Annotated in this window: 14 protein-coding genes, 2 tRNA genes and 1 riboswitch; of the genes, 6 read left to right on the top strand and 10 right to left on the bottom strand. The window is 57.8% G+C overall.

All coding sequences use genetic code 11. The features are described 5' to 3' along the window. Window positions 1-29: 29 nt before the first annotated feature. From AC27E8_RS01530 to AC27E8_RS01520, 3 genes are all read right to left on the bottom strand, one after another. Complete coding sequence (locus tag AC27E8_RS01530; RefSeq protein WP_487099561.1) at window positions 30-1,442, bottom strand: MFS transporter; 1,413 nt, start codon at window positions 1,440-1,442, stop codon at window positions 30-32. Window positions 1,443-1,469: 27 nt separating this feature from the next. After that, window positions 1,470-2,243: a metallophosphoesterase gene (locus tag AC27E8_RS01525; protein ID WP_487099562.1), complete on the bottom strand. Its 774-nt coding sequence runs from the start codon at window positions 2,241-2,243 to the stop codon at window positions 1,470-1,472. Between the two features lie 259 nt (window positions 2,244-2,502). Beyond that, window positions 2,503-2,574 (bottom strand) — tRNA-Val (locus AC27E8_RS01520). Between the two features lie 152 nt (window positions 2,575-2,726). Between AC27E8_RS01520 and AC27E8_RS01515 the strand changes: the two genes are divergently transcribed. Continuing rightward, window positions 2,727-3,452 carry an iron-containing redox enzyme family protein gene (locus AC27E8_RS01515; RefSeq protein WP_487099563.1) on the top strand — a complete coding sequence of 242 codons (726 nt, stop codon included), beginning with the start codon at window positions 2,727-2,729 and terminating at the stop codon, window positions 3,450-3,452. Between the two features lie 64 nt (window positions 3,453-3,516). On the opposite strand, the gene AC27E8_RS01510 is transcribed toward AC27E8_RS01515, so the two are convergent. Next, on the bottom strand, window positions 3,517-3,960 hold the full coding sequence (locus AC27E8_RS01510) for an acyl-CoA thioesterase (RefSeq protein ID WP_487099564.1): 444 nt from the start codon (window positions 3,958-3,960) through the stop codon (window positions 3,517-3,519). Window positions 3,961-4,024: 64 nt separating this feature from the next. After that, a complete protein-coding gene (locus tag AC27E8_RS01505) occupies window positions 4,025-4,387 on the bottom strand; it encodes a hypothetical protein (RefSeq protein WP_487099565.1) in 363 nt (120 codons plus the stop codon). Window positions 4,388-4,550: 163 nt separating this feature from the next. Here AC27E8_RS01505 and AC27E8_RS01500 point away from each other — a divergent pair, with 163 nt between their 5' ends. Beyond that, the gene (locus tag AC27E8_RS01500; protein WP_487099566.1) at window positions 4,551-5,276 is read left to right on the top strand and encodes a 3-ketoacyl-ACP reductase; all 726 of its coding nucleotides are present in this window, start codon (window positions 4,551-4,553) and stop codon (window positions 5,274-5,276) included. A 56-nt stretch (window positions 5,277-5,332) separates the two neighbouring features. Here the strand turns inward: AC27E8_RS01500 and AC27E8_RS01495 are convergent, their stop codons facing one another. Then, complete coding sequence (locus tag AC27E8_RS01495) at window positions 5,333-5,587, bottom strand: hypothetical protein (RefSeq protein ID WP_487099567.1); 255 nt, start codon at window positions 5,585-5,587, stop codon at window positions 5,333-5,335. A gap of 104 nt (window positions 5,588-5,691) precedes the next feature. Here AC27E8_RS01495 and AC27E8_RS01490 point away from each other — a divergent pair, with 104 nt between their 5' ends. Beyond that, on the top strand, window positions 5,692-6,855 hold the full coding sequence (locus AC27E8_RS01490; RefSeq protein ID WP_487099568.1) for a uracil-xanthine permease family protein: 1,164 nt from the start codon (window positions 5,692-5,694) through the stop codon (window positions 6,853-6,855). Window positions 6,856-7,524: 669 nt separating this feature from the next. Here the strand turns inward: AC27E8_RS01490 and AC27E8_RS01485 are convergent. The 3 genes from AC27E8_RS01485 to AC27E8_RS01475 form a co-directional block, all read right to left on the bottom strand. Continuing rightward, the gene (locus AC27E8_RS01485) at window positions 7,525-7,704 is read right to left on the bottom strand and encodes a hypothetical protein (RefSeq protein WP_487099570.1); all 180 of its coding nucleotides are present in this window, start codon (window positions 7,702-7,704) and stop codon (window positions 7,525-7,527) included. Between the two features lie 13 nt (window positions 7,705-7,717). After that, the gene (locus AC27E8_RS01480) at window positions 7,718-9,064 is read right to left on the bottom strand and encodes an NRAMP family divalent metal transporter (protein ID WP_487099571.1); all 1,347 of its coding nucleotides are present in this window, start codon (window positions 9,062-9,064) and stop codon (window positions 7,718-7,720) included. A 209-nt stretch (window positions 9,065-9,273) separates the two neighbouring features. Continuing rightward, window positions 9,274-9,437: riboswitch (M-box (ykoK) riboswitch) on the bottom strand. Between the two features lie 202 nt (window positions 9,438-9,639). Further along, entirely contained in the window at window positions 9,640-10,902 is a 1,263-nt protein-coding gene (locus tag AC27E8_RS01475) for an NRAMP family divalent metal transporter (protein ID WP_487099573.1), read from the bottom strand. A 241-nt stretch (window positions 10,903-11,143) separates the two neighbouring features. Here AC27E8_RS01475 and AC27E8_RS01470 point away from each other — a divergent pair, with 241 nt between their 5' ends. Further along, complete coding sequence (locus tag AC27E8_RS01470) at window positions 11,144-11,800, top strand: helix-turn-helix domain-containing protein (protein ID WP_487099574.1); 657 nt, start codon at window positions 11,144-11,146, stop codon at window positions 11,798-11,800. A gap of 101 nt (window positions 11,801-11,901) precedes the next feature. On the opposite strand, the gene AC27E8_RS01465 is transcribed toward AC27E8_RS01470, so the two are convergent. Then, window positions 11,902-11,985, bottom strand: a tRNA-Leu gene (locus AC27E8_RS01465). Between the two features lie 135 nt (window positions 11,986-12,120). Between AC27E8_RS01465 and AC27E8_RS01460 the strand changes: the two genes are divergently transcribed. Beyond that, complete coding sequence (locus AC27E8_RS01460; protein ID WP_487099575.1) at window positions 12,121-13,032, top strand: tyrosine-type recombinase/integrase; 912 nt, start codon at window positions 12,121-12,123, stop codon at window positions 13,030-13,032. A gap of 366 nt (window positions 13,033-13,398) precedes the next feature. Beyond that, entirely contained in the window at window positions 13,399-16,350 is a 2,952-nt protein-coding gene (locus AC27E8_RS01455; protein WP_487099576.1) for a DEAD/DEAH box helicase family protein, read from the top strand. Window positions 16,351-16,386 lie beyond the last annotated feature (36 nt).

The raw sequence follows: 16,386 nt of genomic DNA, 5'->3' as shown, positions 1-16,386 counted from the left end.
ACGACCGCGCCTGGCACGGACTAGCTTACTCAGTGACGCGACAGCCTGGGCCGAACCCGTTTGAGCGGCAGGACGCTCGAGGCGTATTCCAACTGCAATTGGGCGGTCTCCCGCCCAAACGCCACAAACGGAGCCGTAAACGCGACCAGCACAACCGCAATCCCCAGAAACACGACGCGATCGCCCCCCACGGAGAGCACGAACGGGATGAAATAGGTGGTGACGATGCCGCTCATCCCGCGCGCGATCATCTCGGCCAGATACACGCCTCGTCCACGCACCTCGGTCGGATACTGTTCCGCGACGGACAGCTTGGACACGGGGAAAATCCCAAGCCCAAAGAAGGCGGTGAGGAATCCAGCCACGAGCGTCGCCTCTCGCGTCTGCACCCATGCGAAGAGTAGGCAACCGAGCGTGGCGAGCGCAGCGTAGGCGGCGAGCACCCGCTTGCGCCCAAATCGATCCGACAGATACCCCTGGCACACCGAGCCGAACCCCGCGAGGAGCATCATGAGGCCGGTGTCCAGGATGGAGTTGGAGAGGCCGAGACCCCGCTTCGCCAAGAGTGCAGGCCCGAAGACCTGTAAGATGTAGAACAGGATCAGCGCGGCCGTGAGATGAAGCATCACCATGGCGCTGCGCCCCAACAGTGGCGGCCGAAAAATCGCTCGAAGCGTCCTCAACATGTCGTGCGGCGTCTCGTCCAGCGTCTCGGCAATCACTTCGTCATACAGCGATTCATCGTGCGGCAACGCCGCCTCTTGCTCCAGGGTCTCCACGAGGCGAGCCACCGGGCCTTGACGCCCCTTGTCGAGCAGATATCGCGGTGACTCCGGGAGCCAAAGGGCAATCGGAACGAGCATGAGGAGGGGCACCCCGCCGAGCAGGAACGGGACGCGCCACGCCACGTCCTGTGCATAGTGGTGAAGGGCCCAGACGGACACGAGACTGGGGACGACGTACGCGGCCGTCAGGATCCCGTTGGCGTACCCCACGCTGACGGCGCGCCGACGGTGATTGGTGAATTCGGACAGGATGAGATACGGCATCGGCAACACGGCGCCTTCACCGATGCCCGCCACCAGCCGCACGAGAAACAGATCCGCCACGTTCCGCGTGAGCGCACCGAGCATCGTGACCACCGAAAACCACGCGATGCCCATCAGGATGACGCGCCGTCTCCCAAAGCGGTCCGCCATCATGCCGGCGGGGATCATCCCAATCACAATTCCGATGGTCGAGGCGATGGCCAAAAGCCCCGTCTGCCACGTGGCAAGGTGCCACGCCTTTTCGAGCGTCGTCAGCACAGGCCCCACAATGCCGATATCAAACGCCTCCGCAAGCCACACGAGCGAGAGGAGCGCGATGATCCCCACCACGCGCGGCGTGATCGGCAAGCGATCCAGCCTGGTCAGGAGATTCACGTCACGAAAATTCGCCATGCTTGTCCCTCCTTGGCAGCGCCGTCATCAGAACCGGTGGACCGTCACTTCGCTCCGCACGAAAAAGCGCAGATTGATGCCTGACTGACCTACACCTTTCGAGATATAATAAGGCCCGGCCTCCGCACGATGCATCCCGGCGTAAATGCCGCGTTTGGCCAGCGGTCCCATCGGTTTCAGATAGTAAAAAAACGGAAGTTGAAACTGTTTGCCGTGCAGATGCCCAGCCATCAGGGCGTCGAACCGCCGCTTGGCCGTCAAGACAAAGGTCGGATCGTGCGTCATCACGATGACGGGCAGTTCCTTCTTCACACGCCGGTACGCCGCCCGTTCATCGCTGTTTCGCGTCTGATAGTCGTCGATGCCAACCAGGTTAAACCCGTCGAGCACCACCGATTCATTGCGCAACACCACTACGCCGTGTGCCTGAAGACAGTCGATCAGGGCACCAATCCGGTTGCGGAGCTTGTAATCGTGGTTGCCAAGCACAGCGTACATGGGCACCCCCGCCGTCTGCAGAGCACAGAGATACGGCAAGAGACGCGCGATAGCCCGCTCCGAATCGACGTAGTCTCCGGTCAGGCAGATATAGTCCGGTCGCTCGGAACGGCAAAGGGCAGCCAATCGCTGCGGCGAGACGCGGTTCCGTTCCACGTGAAGGTCACTCACCTGGAGAATGGTGCGCTGCAGCCCGAGTTGCCAGTTCACCCGCTCCACCTTGAGCCACTGCGTCGGAAGCACGGTGCTCGCATAACCCAAGCCGCCAAGTCCCGCAAGACCTGCGGCCGCCCACGTCCACATCGGAAGCGTCCCTCCAGCACGAGGAAAAGTCTGTCTTTGCCCAGTGTATACGCCTCCGATGCCAAGCGCTACTCGCGCCCCAGCGGATGGCGCCGCTGTGTTCCGCTTCACGCCTCCACCGAATTCGACGCGCGCTGCCGCTCTCCCTCTATTGATCTCAAAGAAAGTTCAAAAGCCGCTTGAATTCTGCCCACAAGGGTCGTGGAGATGCGCAGATAGCAAAAGCCGCCAGACCCAACGCCCGGCGGCTTTCAATTAATGCGGCTGACAGGAATCGAACCTGTGACCCCTACCGTGTCAAGGTAGTGCTCTCCCTCTGAGCTACAGCCGCGCACAGCGCTCCCATTGTAACAATCGGAAGATCGGGTGTCAATTCAAAAAGACGTTGATCGCCTTTGCGGGATTCTCGTATGCTATCGACGCGACTCGGATGCTGCCATGGGGCTGGCACATCGGACCGCGACAGCGAAAAGGAGGATCCTTGTGACGACACGCCACAGCTTTTCTTGTTACGCCGACGTGGAGCAGGCGATGCTCGAACTCGTTCAGCGTCATTTCTTTGAGGGGCGCTTTCTCCAGACCCTTTGCAGCGGCGGATACAGGGAACCGCAAATTCGATATTTCGCGCTCCAATACGGGTACTACAGCCGCCATTTTCCGCGCGTACTGGGCGCTGCCATCGCAGCGATGCCGCCCATTGACACGTGGTGGGTTCCCATCGCCGACAACTTGTGGGACGAGGCCGGCCGAGGTCAGCCGGGCCGAGCACACGAGAAGCTTTACCTCACTTTTCTTCGCACCGTCGCCCCGGACGCACGACTGGATGAGCACGGCATTCCCGACGTTCCTATGTCGAGAGCCGTGGAAACCGCGATTGATACATTCATTCAATTTTTCCGGCAAGCCACGCCGCTCCAGGCCATGGCCGCAGTCGGTCTCGGATCCGAGCTGTTCGCCGGTCAGGTGATGGCGCGAATCGGCGAAGGTTTTCGCCATCCCCAGTATCAGCGGTGCGGCCCGGTCAACACCTTGTTCTGGGACGTCCATGCGGACGAGCACGAGCCACGCCATTATCAACTTTGCAAGCAGATCTTGGAGACCTTCACTTCGCCGCGCGATCTCGACGACATGTACGAGACCGGTCGATACATCGCGCTCTCCGAAGCCCGAATGTATGAAGAACTGCACGAGGAAATGATGTCCCTGTAAGAAAACCTTCGCAAAGAAGGGGCGCGCGAATCCGCTCACGGATGCCGCGCCCCTTGTCTTGGGATCACGCCGTCGAATCCCCCGACGTGACCGGCAGGTCCGCTAAGCGACCCCAGAGTTCCGGCGCAAACTTCGCGAGATTCACCGGACGCAAGGTGTCTCGATCGACAAACGCGTGCCGAGTCTCTCCCCACGCGCACAAATCGCCCGCCCCATCTGTGACCTCGTAGCGGAAAGCGAGCCGCGCTCGGCTCATCTCCACAAGCCTCGCGGTCACGTGCGCTGTGTCCTCAGCGCGCAACGCCTTTTGATAGTGGCACGCGACATCCGTCACGACGACCGTGACCCCGCGATCGTGAAAGTCGTTCATGTAGTGGATGCCGTTTTTCTTTAAAAAGTGCATGCGAGCGATGGAGAACCAGTCAATGTACGACGGGTGATACACGATCCCAGCCGGATCGCACTCTCCCCAGCGGACTTCGAGGGTGGTGACGACGCGCTCTGGCATTACGCATTCCTCCAGGCCTATCGATGCCCTTCGATTCTACCAGACGCGCGTCGCAGGCTCTACGTCACGCCTCCGGAGGACGCGCGAACCCATCGGACGCCTGTTGCGGCGACTGGACAGGACTGGAGCCCTCCGTCCCGGCTCCCGCCACCAAACCGGCCGACGAAGCTCCGGATCCACCCCCGGCTGCGCTGCCGCTCGACGGCGAGGCAGGCGGCCCAGACGTCGCTTTATTGTGCGTCATGAAGATCGCGATCACGGTGACGACCGATGCCACCGCGTTGGCGATGGCGTTGATCTCAGGATCCGTGATGAAAGGAAGGCCGAGTGCGTCCGTGATGAGCTTGGCCGACGCCAATAAGCCGATGATGAGCGTGCTCAGCCGTTTGGTCTGAGCCAGTTGGACCAACGTGTTCCAAACTCTCATCGCGCTTCACCCCCTTTGCCATGTTCTCGTGTATGTCACATGCGCTTTCGGGGTGCAGGCGTTGACACGAGGCGCCGGCACATCTTGCGCTCTCTTTTTGAAAGTGGCTTACGCATCTTCTATAATGAGGTCGCACCGAGATATACAGGGGAGGGAATCAGACATGGCACAATCGCTCAAGGGATGGAGCGCCATCGTCACGGGCGCTGGCAAAGGCATTGGCAAGGCCATCGCGGAGCACCTCGCGAAAGAGGGCGTGCACCTCGGGCTTATCGCCCGAACAGAAAGCGACTTGAACCGCGTGGCGGATGCCATTCGCAGCGCCTATGGGGTTTCCGTCTACACGCAAGCCGCCGACATCGCTGACCGCGTATCCATCGAATTGGCCATCGGCCGCCTCAAAGAACAATTGGGATCGGTCGACGTCCTGGTCAACAACGCGGGTACAGCGAGCTTTGGCACTGTCGTGGACATGCCTGTGGAGGAATGGGAGCGCATCATTCGCGTCAACCTGCTGGGGACGTATTACGCGACGCGCGCCGTGTTGCCGCACATGATGGAGCGCAATCGCGGCCACATCGTCAACATCAGCTCGACGGCAGGCGAAAAGGGCTCTGCCACGACGTCGGCGTACTCGGCATCCAAATTTGGCCTGCTTGGTTTCACGGAATCGCTGATGTATGAGGTGCGAAAGCACAACATTCGCGTCATCGCCCTGTTGCCGAGCACCGTGAACACGGATTTGGCCCGCAATGTGGGCCTCAAACTGGGGGACGAAGATCATCAGATGCAACCGGAGGATGTCGCCGAACTCGTGGTCGACGCGCTCCGCTTGCCGAACCGCGTGCTGCTGAAATCGGCGACGCTCATCATGACCAACCCACAGTAAAGCGAACCCCCGCCTCAAACCTGAGCGTTTGAGCGGGGGCTCTGCGTCTTTTTAGCCTAACCGCGCGACGTGCCGCTATCGCTTGTAGGTTGATGCTGACTTCCTCCCAGCGCGTTGCCTGTCTCTGCACTGTTGCTTCCCAATGCCCGATTGCCGAGATCGGTCCGATTGGTGCCGGAAGCGGCCTCGGAACCGTTCACGGATTGGTTGGTGCTCTCGCCAATGAAGTTCCCGCCGTGCTCGCTGACGGTGTCACACCCGGCGAGGGCGACGGCCACAAACAGCGATAGCCCCGCAACTGCCCAGCGCACGCCATCACACTCCTTTGAGTTTTGGCGAGATCGTGGTTATACTTGCCACGGATTGCTCCGCACATGCGGATTCCGCGCCATTCATCACACAGGAGGTCATCCCATTGAGCGCTGTCCTGCGAAAGCTTCCGTTGTCTCTGCAGCACGTCTTCGCCATGTTTGGCGCAACGGTGCTCGTGCCGATTTTGACGGGATTGAGCCCTGGTGCAACTCTCGTGGCGAGCGGCCTGGGGACGCTCGTGTTCCACGCCATCACACGCGGCAAGGTGCCTGCGTACCTGGGATCTTCCTTCGCCTTCATTGCGCCTCTCACGCTCTACGTCACGCGGCACCACGCACCTGGGCAGGCGGTCACGGGACTTGTGAGCGTGTCCGTCGTGTACTTCCTCTTTGCCCTCATCGTTCGCCTGGTGGGTTTCGATCGCGTCCGCCGCGCCATCCCGTCCGTCGTCGTGGGCCCTGTCGTGTCGATTATCGGCCTGTCGCTGGCGACGACAGCCGTCACAGTGGATGCGTCGACCCACTGGGACGTCGCCATCGTGACGCTGGCCGCGGCCGTGGCGTGCGCCATTGCGGGGCCGCGCGCCTTGCGCATCATTCCCATTCTCGTCGGCATCGTCATCGGATACCTGTACGCCCTGGCCCGCGGATTGGTTCACCTCGGACAAGCCGCCGCGCAAACGAAGTGGATTGAGTTCCCCACCTTCCACGTCCCAGAGTGGAGCCTGGCCGCGATTGCCAGCATGGCGCCCATCGCGCTTGTGACCATGGTGGAGGATCTCGGCCACATGTTCGTCCTGAACGAGATCATTGAGCGAGACGTCACGCGCGATCCGGGGTTCGGCTCCATCTTGTTTGGCAACGGACTCGCGACCCTGATTTCCGCGCTTCTCAGCGGACCTGCCGAGACGACATACGCGGAGAATCTGGGCGTCCTGGCCATGACAAGGAACTTCTCAAGCCGCATCATTCAGGGCGCAGCCGTGATCGCCATCCTTCTCGGCCTTGTCGGCAAGGTAAGCGCGGTGATTCAGTCCATCCCGCCAGCGGTTGTCGGAGGTGTCGGCATCCTGCTGTACGGCATGATCGCGGCGATGGGCATCCGGCACATGATTGAGGCCAAGGTAGACTTGACGAAGACCAAGAACCTCATCGTGGTGGCGGTCATCTTCATCATCGGGATTGGCGCGCCTCAAAACGGAATTGCGATGGCAACGGTCGCCGGCCTGTTGATCTACTGGCTGCTGCCCGACCGCACAGCATTCTGAGAAAAGAAAAACCGCCGTATTGCCACGGCGGCCACAATGAAACCCAGGGGGAATGGAAGGGTTCAATATGTAGCATACGCATTTTCGCTTGAAAGTCCATTGAAATTTTGCGACGTCGCACGACAGGGCAGGACAAGTACGCACGAATGCGCCAGGCATATCGGGAAAAAAGTTGCCACCGCGCGTGCGGTGGCCAAGGATCTTCAGGGGGTTTCAGGGGGGTTCCGCACTTTGACGATATCACCTTCAGCTTGAAGAACGCTCGAAATCCGATTGGGTATCCCGAGATGGTTGCAGCCAACGCCAATCGCCACGCAGACACCCTTCACCTTTTGCACGCATACCCTACAACAGAGTTTTGCCTTGAGGAAACGAAGTGTCCTCCAGGAAACTCATGGACATCACGGGCATCTCAGCGAGGGGGTCCTAGCGATGAAATGGATCTTAGGCGCAGCTGCCGTCGGTGCCGTACTCGCAGCCCGCTCCGCAATCCTGCATGCCACAGGGCCTAGAGTCCGCGTCAGCGGCCGTCGTCGAGAATCCATGCGCCACAAAGGCCTGTGAAATACAAGAGGCCTGCTTCCCACTCCCACGCGAGTTGGAGAAGCAGGCCTATGAACTGTGAGGCTGCATTCGTGGCTTCACTCCCTCGATGAATCCAGCGACGCCTCAGAAGCTTCCTTTCGCCAGACCGATGACGACCAGGACAAGCATGATGGCGATGTACACCCGGAGTCCCCAGAAGACCGCCTTGACCCACCCTTTCACCTGAGCGCGCGGCAGTGGCTCTGTGGGCGAGATCGGCGCTCGAGAGGTGAAATCCATCATCACGTTTTCCTTCCGGTTCATGATTCACACCCCCTCAGAACAAGTGCGGAAAGATCACCGTCAGGCCATACAGACCGTTCAACACGACCAGAAGGCCAATGATGATGAAGCCAGAGACGTTCTGCCACGTGCGGTTGACGTGTTGGCCCATCACCTCGCGGTCATTCAGCAGAAGCATCAGGAACATGAGCGCCGCCGGCATGAAGATGGACGCGATGACCTGCACAATCATGTTCAAGAAGCCAAGGGGCGCGTGTGGAATGAGGATAATCGCGGCCGCAATCACAGCGCTCGCGATGCCGGGCACATAAAATTTCCAGGCCAGGCGCGCCGGCATATTGATGCTCTTCGGCCAGTGGAAGGCCTCTCCCATTGCCCAAGACGTGCTTGCCGTCAATGCGATGGCGGCGATGAGCCCCGCTTCGACCAGCCCGAGCGCAAACAGGCGTTCTCCGACTGGACCAATCTTGGCGCCAAGCAGATTCAAAATGCCGGCGATGTCCAAGTTCATGCCGTGCGAGCCGTGCATGACCGTGCCAGTGAGGACCATGATGGCGCAGGCCACCACAATCATCGCCAGTGTGCCGAGCGCCGTGTCCAGCTGACCGTGCCGAATGTCCCGCTCGGTGAGCCCTTTGTCGACCACGGACGACTGCTGGAAGAACAGCATCCACGGCGCAATGGTAGTGCCGAAGTTAGCCAACACAATGAACAAAAACGAAGCCGTGAATCCACCGGGTATGTTCCAGTTGACAAAAGCATCAGCCACAGCCGACCAGTGCGGCTTTGCCATAAACATGAGCGGGATGAAGATGAGGTTCCCCGCGGCAATCCACAGCGCGATACGCTCCCACGTGTAGTACCGCAAGACGAGCAGCGCGAACACATCGATGGCAAGCGCAATGGATTCGCTGAGCCAGCCCGGTACGCCAAACACGCCCATCCCGATTTTGATCCCGATGAACTCGGTCACGAGCGTGAGCACGTTCGCCACGACGAGATCGATCAGGGAAAACCAGCCCCAGAAGGCCCCGTACCGCCCCCAGATCATCTCCGCATGGCCGCGGCGCGTCACGGCGCCCAACCGGACCGTCATCTCCTGAACGACGTAGGCGATAAACCCTGCGATGATCAGCGACGGGATGAAGAAGCCAATGCCATACGTGGCCCCCGTCTGCGCGTAGGTAATGACGCCGCCAGCGTCGTTGTCGGCGATCATCGTCAACACGCCCGGGCCTATCAGCACCAACAAAAGACGAAGTCGCGCCCAAAAGCCGCGCTTGCTGTAGAGGCGGGCGACTCGGGCCATATCCTTTGCCCGGAGCTCGCGCTCCAGTTCATGCAAATCCTGAGTTGCGTACACATTTGCGTTGCGAGCCATGACAATCCCCCCTGGACGGGCGATGGGCAGGAAGTCCCCACGCCCAAATATGATGCAATCCATAGAAACCCACACTACCGCCTGTTTCCGGCACTGCGAACATGGGGCGACTACTCGACGGACTGTCCATACCCATCACCTCCTCCAAGGTTTTGATCATGGCCCAATGAAAAACCCCCTGGCGAACCAGGGGGCACACGCAGCCGTATGCACATCCCCCTGGTTGAGCTTTGGCACTATACGACGTAGGGATCACCCAGCCACGTTAGGTAAAGCCTTAAGCCGGCCATACCTGTTCTACCCATTGGCGTGTCTCCACGTTTCCGGGCAGTGGCTTGTGTTCGTATAGTAGCCTCGCCTAACGAGGAACGCATCTTCACGATTTAGCGTATGTTTCACGCGGTGCGCTGCCTGGACGAACGTCCATCACCGACAACCGCAATTCCTCTGCCTTTGTATCATTCGCCGTCCCATCTGTCAAGATTTCAGCGTGTCAAGAAAGCGTTCTCCCGAAAAAATTCTTTAGGAAACGCTTCGGTAGCACGAACCGAGTCCGTGAAGACAAGACGACGCCATCACGCCTGAAGAGCCGTCTGAACGAGCGTGGCCAGCGTGAGTGCGACGAGCAACCCTACCATCGCCCATCCCCAGATGCGCCCCCACCATTTCGTGCGATACGGCCCCATCAGATCCCTATCACTGGTCATCAGGACCAGAAAGATGAGGAGCGGCGTCATCAGCACACCACCCATGACCTGCGTGACGATGGAAATCAGATTGAGGGGCAGGTGCGGAAACAAAATGGCAAGTGCGGCGATCACCAAACTTCCTGCGTAGATGGCATAGAATCTGGGCGCTTGCCGTACTTTGTCATTGAGGCTCTTGGACCAGCCAAACAGTTCCGCGATGCTCCAGGACGACGAGAGCGACACCGTGATCGAAGCTAAAAATCCCGCGTCAAACAACCCAATTCCAAAGAGCGTTGCACCCACACGCCCCACCGTATGCGTCAGACCGCCGATAATGTCCGAAGGTCCAAGGCTCGTGACATGCTGCAGATGGCCGTACAGAGACGCACCACAGACAATGATGGCAGCGGCAATCACGGCCTGCATGATACAACCGAACGCCGTGTCGATCCGGCCCAACCTGAGCTCGCGGGCGCTGACCCCTTTGTCGATAGCCCCGCTGCCCTGGAAGAAAATCATCCAAGGCGCGATGGCGTTCCCCACCGTCGCAATCACAAACCAGGTCACATCCCCCTTGAAGGAACCAGGGACGTTCCAAGTCGCAAACGCCCTCCCTATCGCCTCAAGACTTGGATGCGTCATCCCCGCTACCACAAGAAAGACGACGTTCAACGCGCCAATGACGAGGGCGATGCGCTCTTTCGTGAAGTAGCCGGTGAACACCACGAACGAGATCACGAAGATCAAGCACAGGAGGTCGGCAATCCACATGGGAATTCCAAGCATCTCAAGCCCCGCGGACATGCCGATGAATTCGGTGATGAGCGTCAACAAATTTTCCAACGCGAGGGTCGTCACGTGATAATATCCCCAAAACTTTCCATACCTTCGTTGTGCGAGTCGCGAGATGCCTTCCTGGGTCACCGCGCTGAGGCGCATACTCATCTCCTGAACGGTGAACGTAAGGACCGCAAGACACAACACCAGGGGCACAAACAGCCCGATGCCAAACTGGACACCTGTGGCCGTGTAGGAGATGACGCCACCTGCGTCGTTGTCCGCCAATGCGGCTAGAAATCCAGGGCCCAAAAGGATCCAGAACGACCACAGATACCGCCGTACCCCCTTTTTCGGACTCGCTGAGGACATCTGCTGGCGTCTGGACGCGGCATCCGATCGCACCTCGGCTCGCGATGTTGCAGAGCTTATCTCCATACTTGCCAACCCCCTGCTGTTCGCTCCACGTCCACTGGATTGCGTGGTCCATTGAACGGTCTGCCGACGTATCCTATGCACAGGAGAAACATCGCGTGATCCTTCCGTTGCGAAATTCGAAACAAGCGAAACAAGAAGGACCCATCTTCTCTGACATGGTGGATGAAGGTGAAACATGATGACATCCCTGGAAGAGGCCGTGAAGACCTTGCTGAGACGCCGCTCGATGTCCATGCGCCAGTTGGCCGCCGCTACGGGGATCAGCGTCAGCACGATTTCGAAGATGATCACCGGGAAACAGAGAGTGAACTTGGACTACCTGCGGCGCATCGCAGAGGCACTCGGCGTGCCACCGCTCTCCCTGGCGGAAGCCGCTGGGCTCCCCCTCATCACGGAGCCAATGGCGCCAGCCGATGGCGATGGCCAGGCCTTGATGAACGCGCTTCTCGAGTACCTAGGTCTTGGGAATCTGAATGTTCTGCGGACAGAAATCGAACGGGAGCTTGAAAAATATGAAGCATACGCGCAGACGGAGGAGGGGCAACAATTCATTGCAGAAAAATACCATGCCAAACGAGGTCAAATTCAAGGCATCGGGCACTTTCTCCGCGATCTCGACGACATCTACGATCGATTTTCTCGGCCGGACACACCTGAGGATGAAAGGCGAATCTTGGCGAGCGGCATTCTATACTTCTTGCTCGCCACAGACGCCATTCCGGATTATCTGTTTCCTGCGGGATATTTAGATGACGCGATCGCCATGCAAATGGTGCGCGAACGACTTGTGCGCCGCCGGGAAATGAAGAGCCAGGGCTCAGACGGATCCTGAAGAGGTTGTCACGAAATGAAAGAAGTTTGAAAGAAAGCCGGCGCTTCACAGAAGCAAACGCGAGTTCCCAGACAGCCTGGAAACCCGCGCCACACAAGGAATGCCGGGAGCGGGACTCGAACCCGCACGGGGATACCCCCAGCAGATTTTAAGTCTGCTGCGTCTGCCTGTTCCGCCATCCCGACGCAAAAACCGCGTCATCATGCGGTATTTCGATTATCTACGCCCCACGAAATGTAGTCAAGATTTTGTGCAGTCTGTTGTGGCTAAAGTCTCCCCCACCTACCCCAGAAGACTTCAACCTGGGGAGGCAGAAATGGATGCACATTACATGGCAGATGGCACTCAAAGAATTCATGTTCACGAAGGAGGCTGAGGGCACCGCTCCATCCACGCTCCGTGGCTACCGTTATCACATCACCTCGTTCTTTGCTAAGCACGGGGAGGAATGGCCTGACATCCCCAAGCTGAAGCGCGCCGTCATCGCTCATTTCGCTTCATTACGTGCGTCTTCCCCCGCCCATTACAACCTGCGTCGTGCTTATCTCAAGGCCTTCTGCGCGTGGTGTGTGCAGGAAGGTTACCTTGACCAGAACCCTGTCCAAATCCCGAAACGAAAGGATGAGGGCGCGTGCCGGAACATTGACGCCGAAACGCTGGAACGTCTGCTCGCGCTCCCAAATCAGCAGACCTACGCAGGCCGACGCGATTATGCCTTGATGCTGCTCCAACTCGACACGGGCATTCGCCCGGGAGAAGCGTTGCAACTCACCCCCGCGGACATCCGTTGGGACGCACTCGAAATCCATGTCCCGTCCACTGTCGCAAAGACGCGGACAAGCCGTGTCGTGGTCATGTCTCCACAGACCTCAAAAGCGTTGCGGCGTCTCATGGCATTACGTCCCGATGATTGGGGCGATGACGTACCGCTCTTTGCGAGTGCAAACGGACGCCCGCTGCCGTCCAACGAGTGGTCGCACAAGCTTGCCGAGTACAGCCGCAAGCTTGGCGTCAAGGTGACGCCCTACATGCTGCGCCATACAAGCGCCATCATGTTTCTGCGCGGGGGAGGCAATGTGTTTGCCCTTCAGCGTCAGTTAGGTCACAGCTCCCTCGTCATGACCAAACGCTATGTTCACCTTGCCGACGAAGACCTGCACAAACAGCATGCAGTCGCCTCACCTGTGGCGCAGCTCCTGCCCAATCGAACGAGGGCGAGGAAAGCACGATGACGCAGGATTGGCTCTGCGAATCGGAGGTTGACCGCCGTGACCATCATTGAGCGCCTCTTGGACCAACGCTACGAGACATCGCCATCCCCAGGGTCGAACATCGAATCCGCCCTGGAGCCGTTTCGCAACCTAGAGGAGTATCTTCGCCTTGAGGAGCGTGTCGCTGAATGTGTTGACCGTGCCGAGCGAGTTGCATATCTGCAAGGGCTCCGTGATGGAATACAGCTTATATTCGAGCTCTGGACACCATACTGGCGTTGAGGCGGGGGATATCCCGCCCTTCTTGTTATCTGGACTGGGCAGGAAAAACGTTCGATTGCGCAGAAACAACAACGAGTGGAATCAGGGTCTAGATTGGGTGATGTTATGACGACGTTTAGCGACCAATATGAACTCTTGGAACAACAAGCTTCTACTCCCCAAGAACGGGGACGCCTCTTTGAGCAATTCCTGCTCTCATTTTTACGAGATGGCCATTACCCGGGCGGTCAGTTCCAATGGGTGAAAACCTATCAGGACTGGATTTTGGAGACCCAACCAGGTAGGTCGCAACAAGATGAAGGCATTGACTTAGTGGCGAAGGACGTCGAGGACAACCTCTGGGCCATTCAGTCAAAGGACCATCGCACTCCCGTTGACTGGAGAGACCTTGCCACATTCGTGGCGTCAGCCACATCGCCCCAGTTTAGATTCACGAAACTCTTAGTGGTCGCCGTAGGAGGTTTGACCCACAAAGCAGAAGAACGCTGTCGCGAGCGCGGGATTGCCGTTTGGACCGGCGACGATTTCGAGCAGTCGGACATCGATTGGGAACGATTCACGTGGCAAGCGTCCAATGTCCTTACGCGCACTCCCACGGCCATCTTGCGGCCATATCAGGAGCAGGCCATTGAAGCGATTGTGACAGGTTGGCAATCGAACAACCGTGGGAAATGTATCATGCCTCCCGGAACCGGGAAGACGCTAGTAGCTTTGCGTACCGTTGAACGGATAGCAAAGCCCGGAGACCTCGTGCTCTTCTGCGCGCCTTCTATTGCTCTCGTAAATCAGACTATCCGGGCCTGGAAACGCGACACGAATATATCTTTGCGGTTTATCGCTGTCACGTCTGACCATGGAGTTGGACGGGACGAGCAAACGGGTGCCATAGCAGTAGTTGTCCCTCCGACGACCAACGCAGAGCAATTGCACCATGCTGCTCAGCCGGTTTCGGACGCCGTCACGGTGGTTGTGAGTACATATCAATCGCTTCAGGTTGTGGCAGATGCGCAGATGCGAGGATTACCAGCCTTTCGTATCGCAATTGCCGACGAAGCACATCGAACAACAGGAGTTGCACGCGACGAAAAGAACCCTTCCGCGTTTCTTATGTTTCACGATAATGAGAAAATCCGTGCTGAACGCCGTCTATATCTTACTGCTACCCCGCGTATCTTTACCGAGACCCTCCGTAACCAGCTTGAACGTGAGGGCGTTCGCACCTACAGCATGGACGATGTTGAGACTTTTGGACCTGAATTCTTTCGGTATAGCTTTCGAAGAGGCGTCGAAGAAGGATATCTTGCGGATTACCGCATTCGCGTTGTGTTCTTCAGTGAACAGCGTGTACAACAAATGTTTGTCGACTGGTTACAGGAAACCGATGCACCCAAGGTGCCTGACTTGGTGAGAGTCTACGCGCTTTCCAAGTCGCTTATGGATGAAACCCTCCAGCCACCCATGCAGCGACTCATCGCATTTGTGAATTCACGCAAACAGTCCCAATCCATCGTTGAGACCTGGGAGAAATTCAAAGACCGTTTTGGTGAATCCAATGCCACGTTTGTTGCCCATATGGATGGGACCATGTCCATGCGAGAGCGAGCTAGATTGCTCCGTTGCCTGGAAACATTGACCGACCTAGAGGGGCATGCGGTGGAGCATGTTCTCATCACGAACGCCAAAGTGCTGACGGAGGGCATTGATGTCCCAGACTTGGATGCCGTGGTGTTCTTGCAGCCAAGAAAGAGCCAAATCGACGTCATCCAAGCTGTCGGACGGGTGGTTCGTAAACCATCACATCGTCCAAATAAGATAGGTACCATCCTCGTTCCTATCATTCTAGATGTTAGCAATGTAGAAGGGACCATGATTCGGGAAGACCAACTCGAAGAGCTCATGTTACCGCAGGAGGAGAAGTTCAAAACGCTGGTTCAGATAATCAATGCCTTGCGTTCGTTGGACGACGCGGTAGATGTGCGTATCCGTGAGCTCTTGCAGCCGCATGACAGTGCCGCAGTGCGCGAACCGTCAGAAGGCGTTCAGTTAGTCTTAGACCTCGGTCTACCAGATGAGCTTGAGGCGAGAATCCGCGAAACTATTACCACCCGAATCGTGCGGCCTGCGAACGATAAGTCATATTTCGGCATCTTTGCGGACACGATTGAAGAGGTCGCCCGACGATTGCGCACTCAACTAGATACGGTGTTGGGCGGACTGTCGGTGATGCATTTCCAAGAGGCCCAGAATGCCTTCACGCATTACGTCGAGGCTTTGAGAGAAGTGCTTCATCCGTCTATTGCTATTGACGATGCCAAAGACTTCCTCGTGCAACATTGGGTTTTAGCTCCTGTGTTCGCTGCTCTGTTTCCCGGAGACGATATTATCGAGGCTCCTGTTGCGGAAGCGTTTGAGCGTATTACCAAGGCTTTTGCCGCATTCCTGGAACGCGAGAGAAACGCATTGGAGGACTTTTATTATAGCGTCCGTATACGGGCACAAGGCATCTTCACACACGAGCAACGCCAGGAATTTCTGCGGCTTCTGTTTGAAATGCTATTCAAGGCGGTCTTTCCACAAGCGGCAAACCGCTTAGGCATCGTGTACACGCCAGTACAACTCGTGAACTTCCTTCTTAACAGCGTGGACGTGCTACTCCACAAACATTTTGGAAAGAGCATGGCTGATTCGGGTGTGACCATCATTGACCCATTCGCCGGTACAGGGACCTTCCCTGCTTTGATGTTGCAACGGTGGAATAGGGACACTGTGCTGCGGAAACTACACGAGCGTGAGTTTTGGGCTAATGACGTCCAGTTGTTCGCCTACTACATGCTAATGACCAACCTGCGGTGGACCATTCGCGAAATAACCGGCGAAGACCCTGGATGGAATTTGCCCGTCTTGTGGGTCGACTCGTTCCAACTTCAAGAAGAGCACGGAACGTGGAATACTGGTATTGAGTCAATACAATGGACACATCAAAACCGAGAATGTACAAGATTTCCTGCCCGATGCGCTGCCTGGGCCGTGCTTGACATGGAGCCTCCGCGGGCATGATGTCGCGTTTGACCGCAGCCGAGCCACGCTCGCCCT

The sequence above is a fragment of the Alicyclobacillus sp. CIJ1 genome, assembly GCF_057538885.1.
Note: the sequence above shows the minus strand (reverse complement) of the source record. Positions and strands in the feature narration are given on the sequence as shown.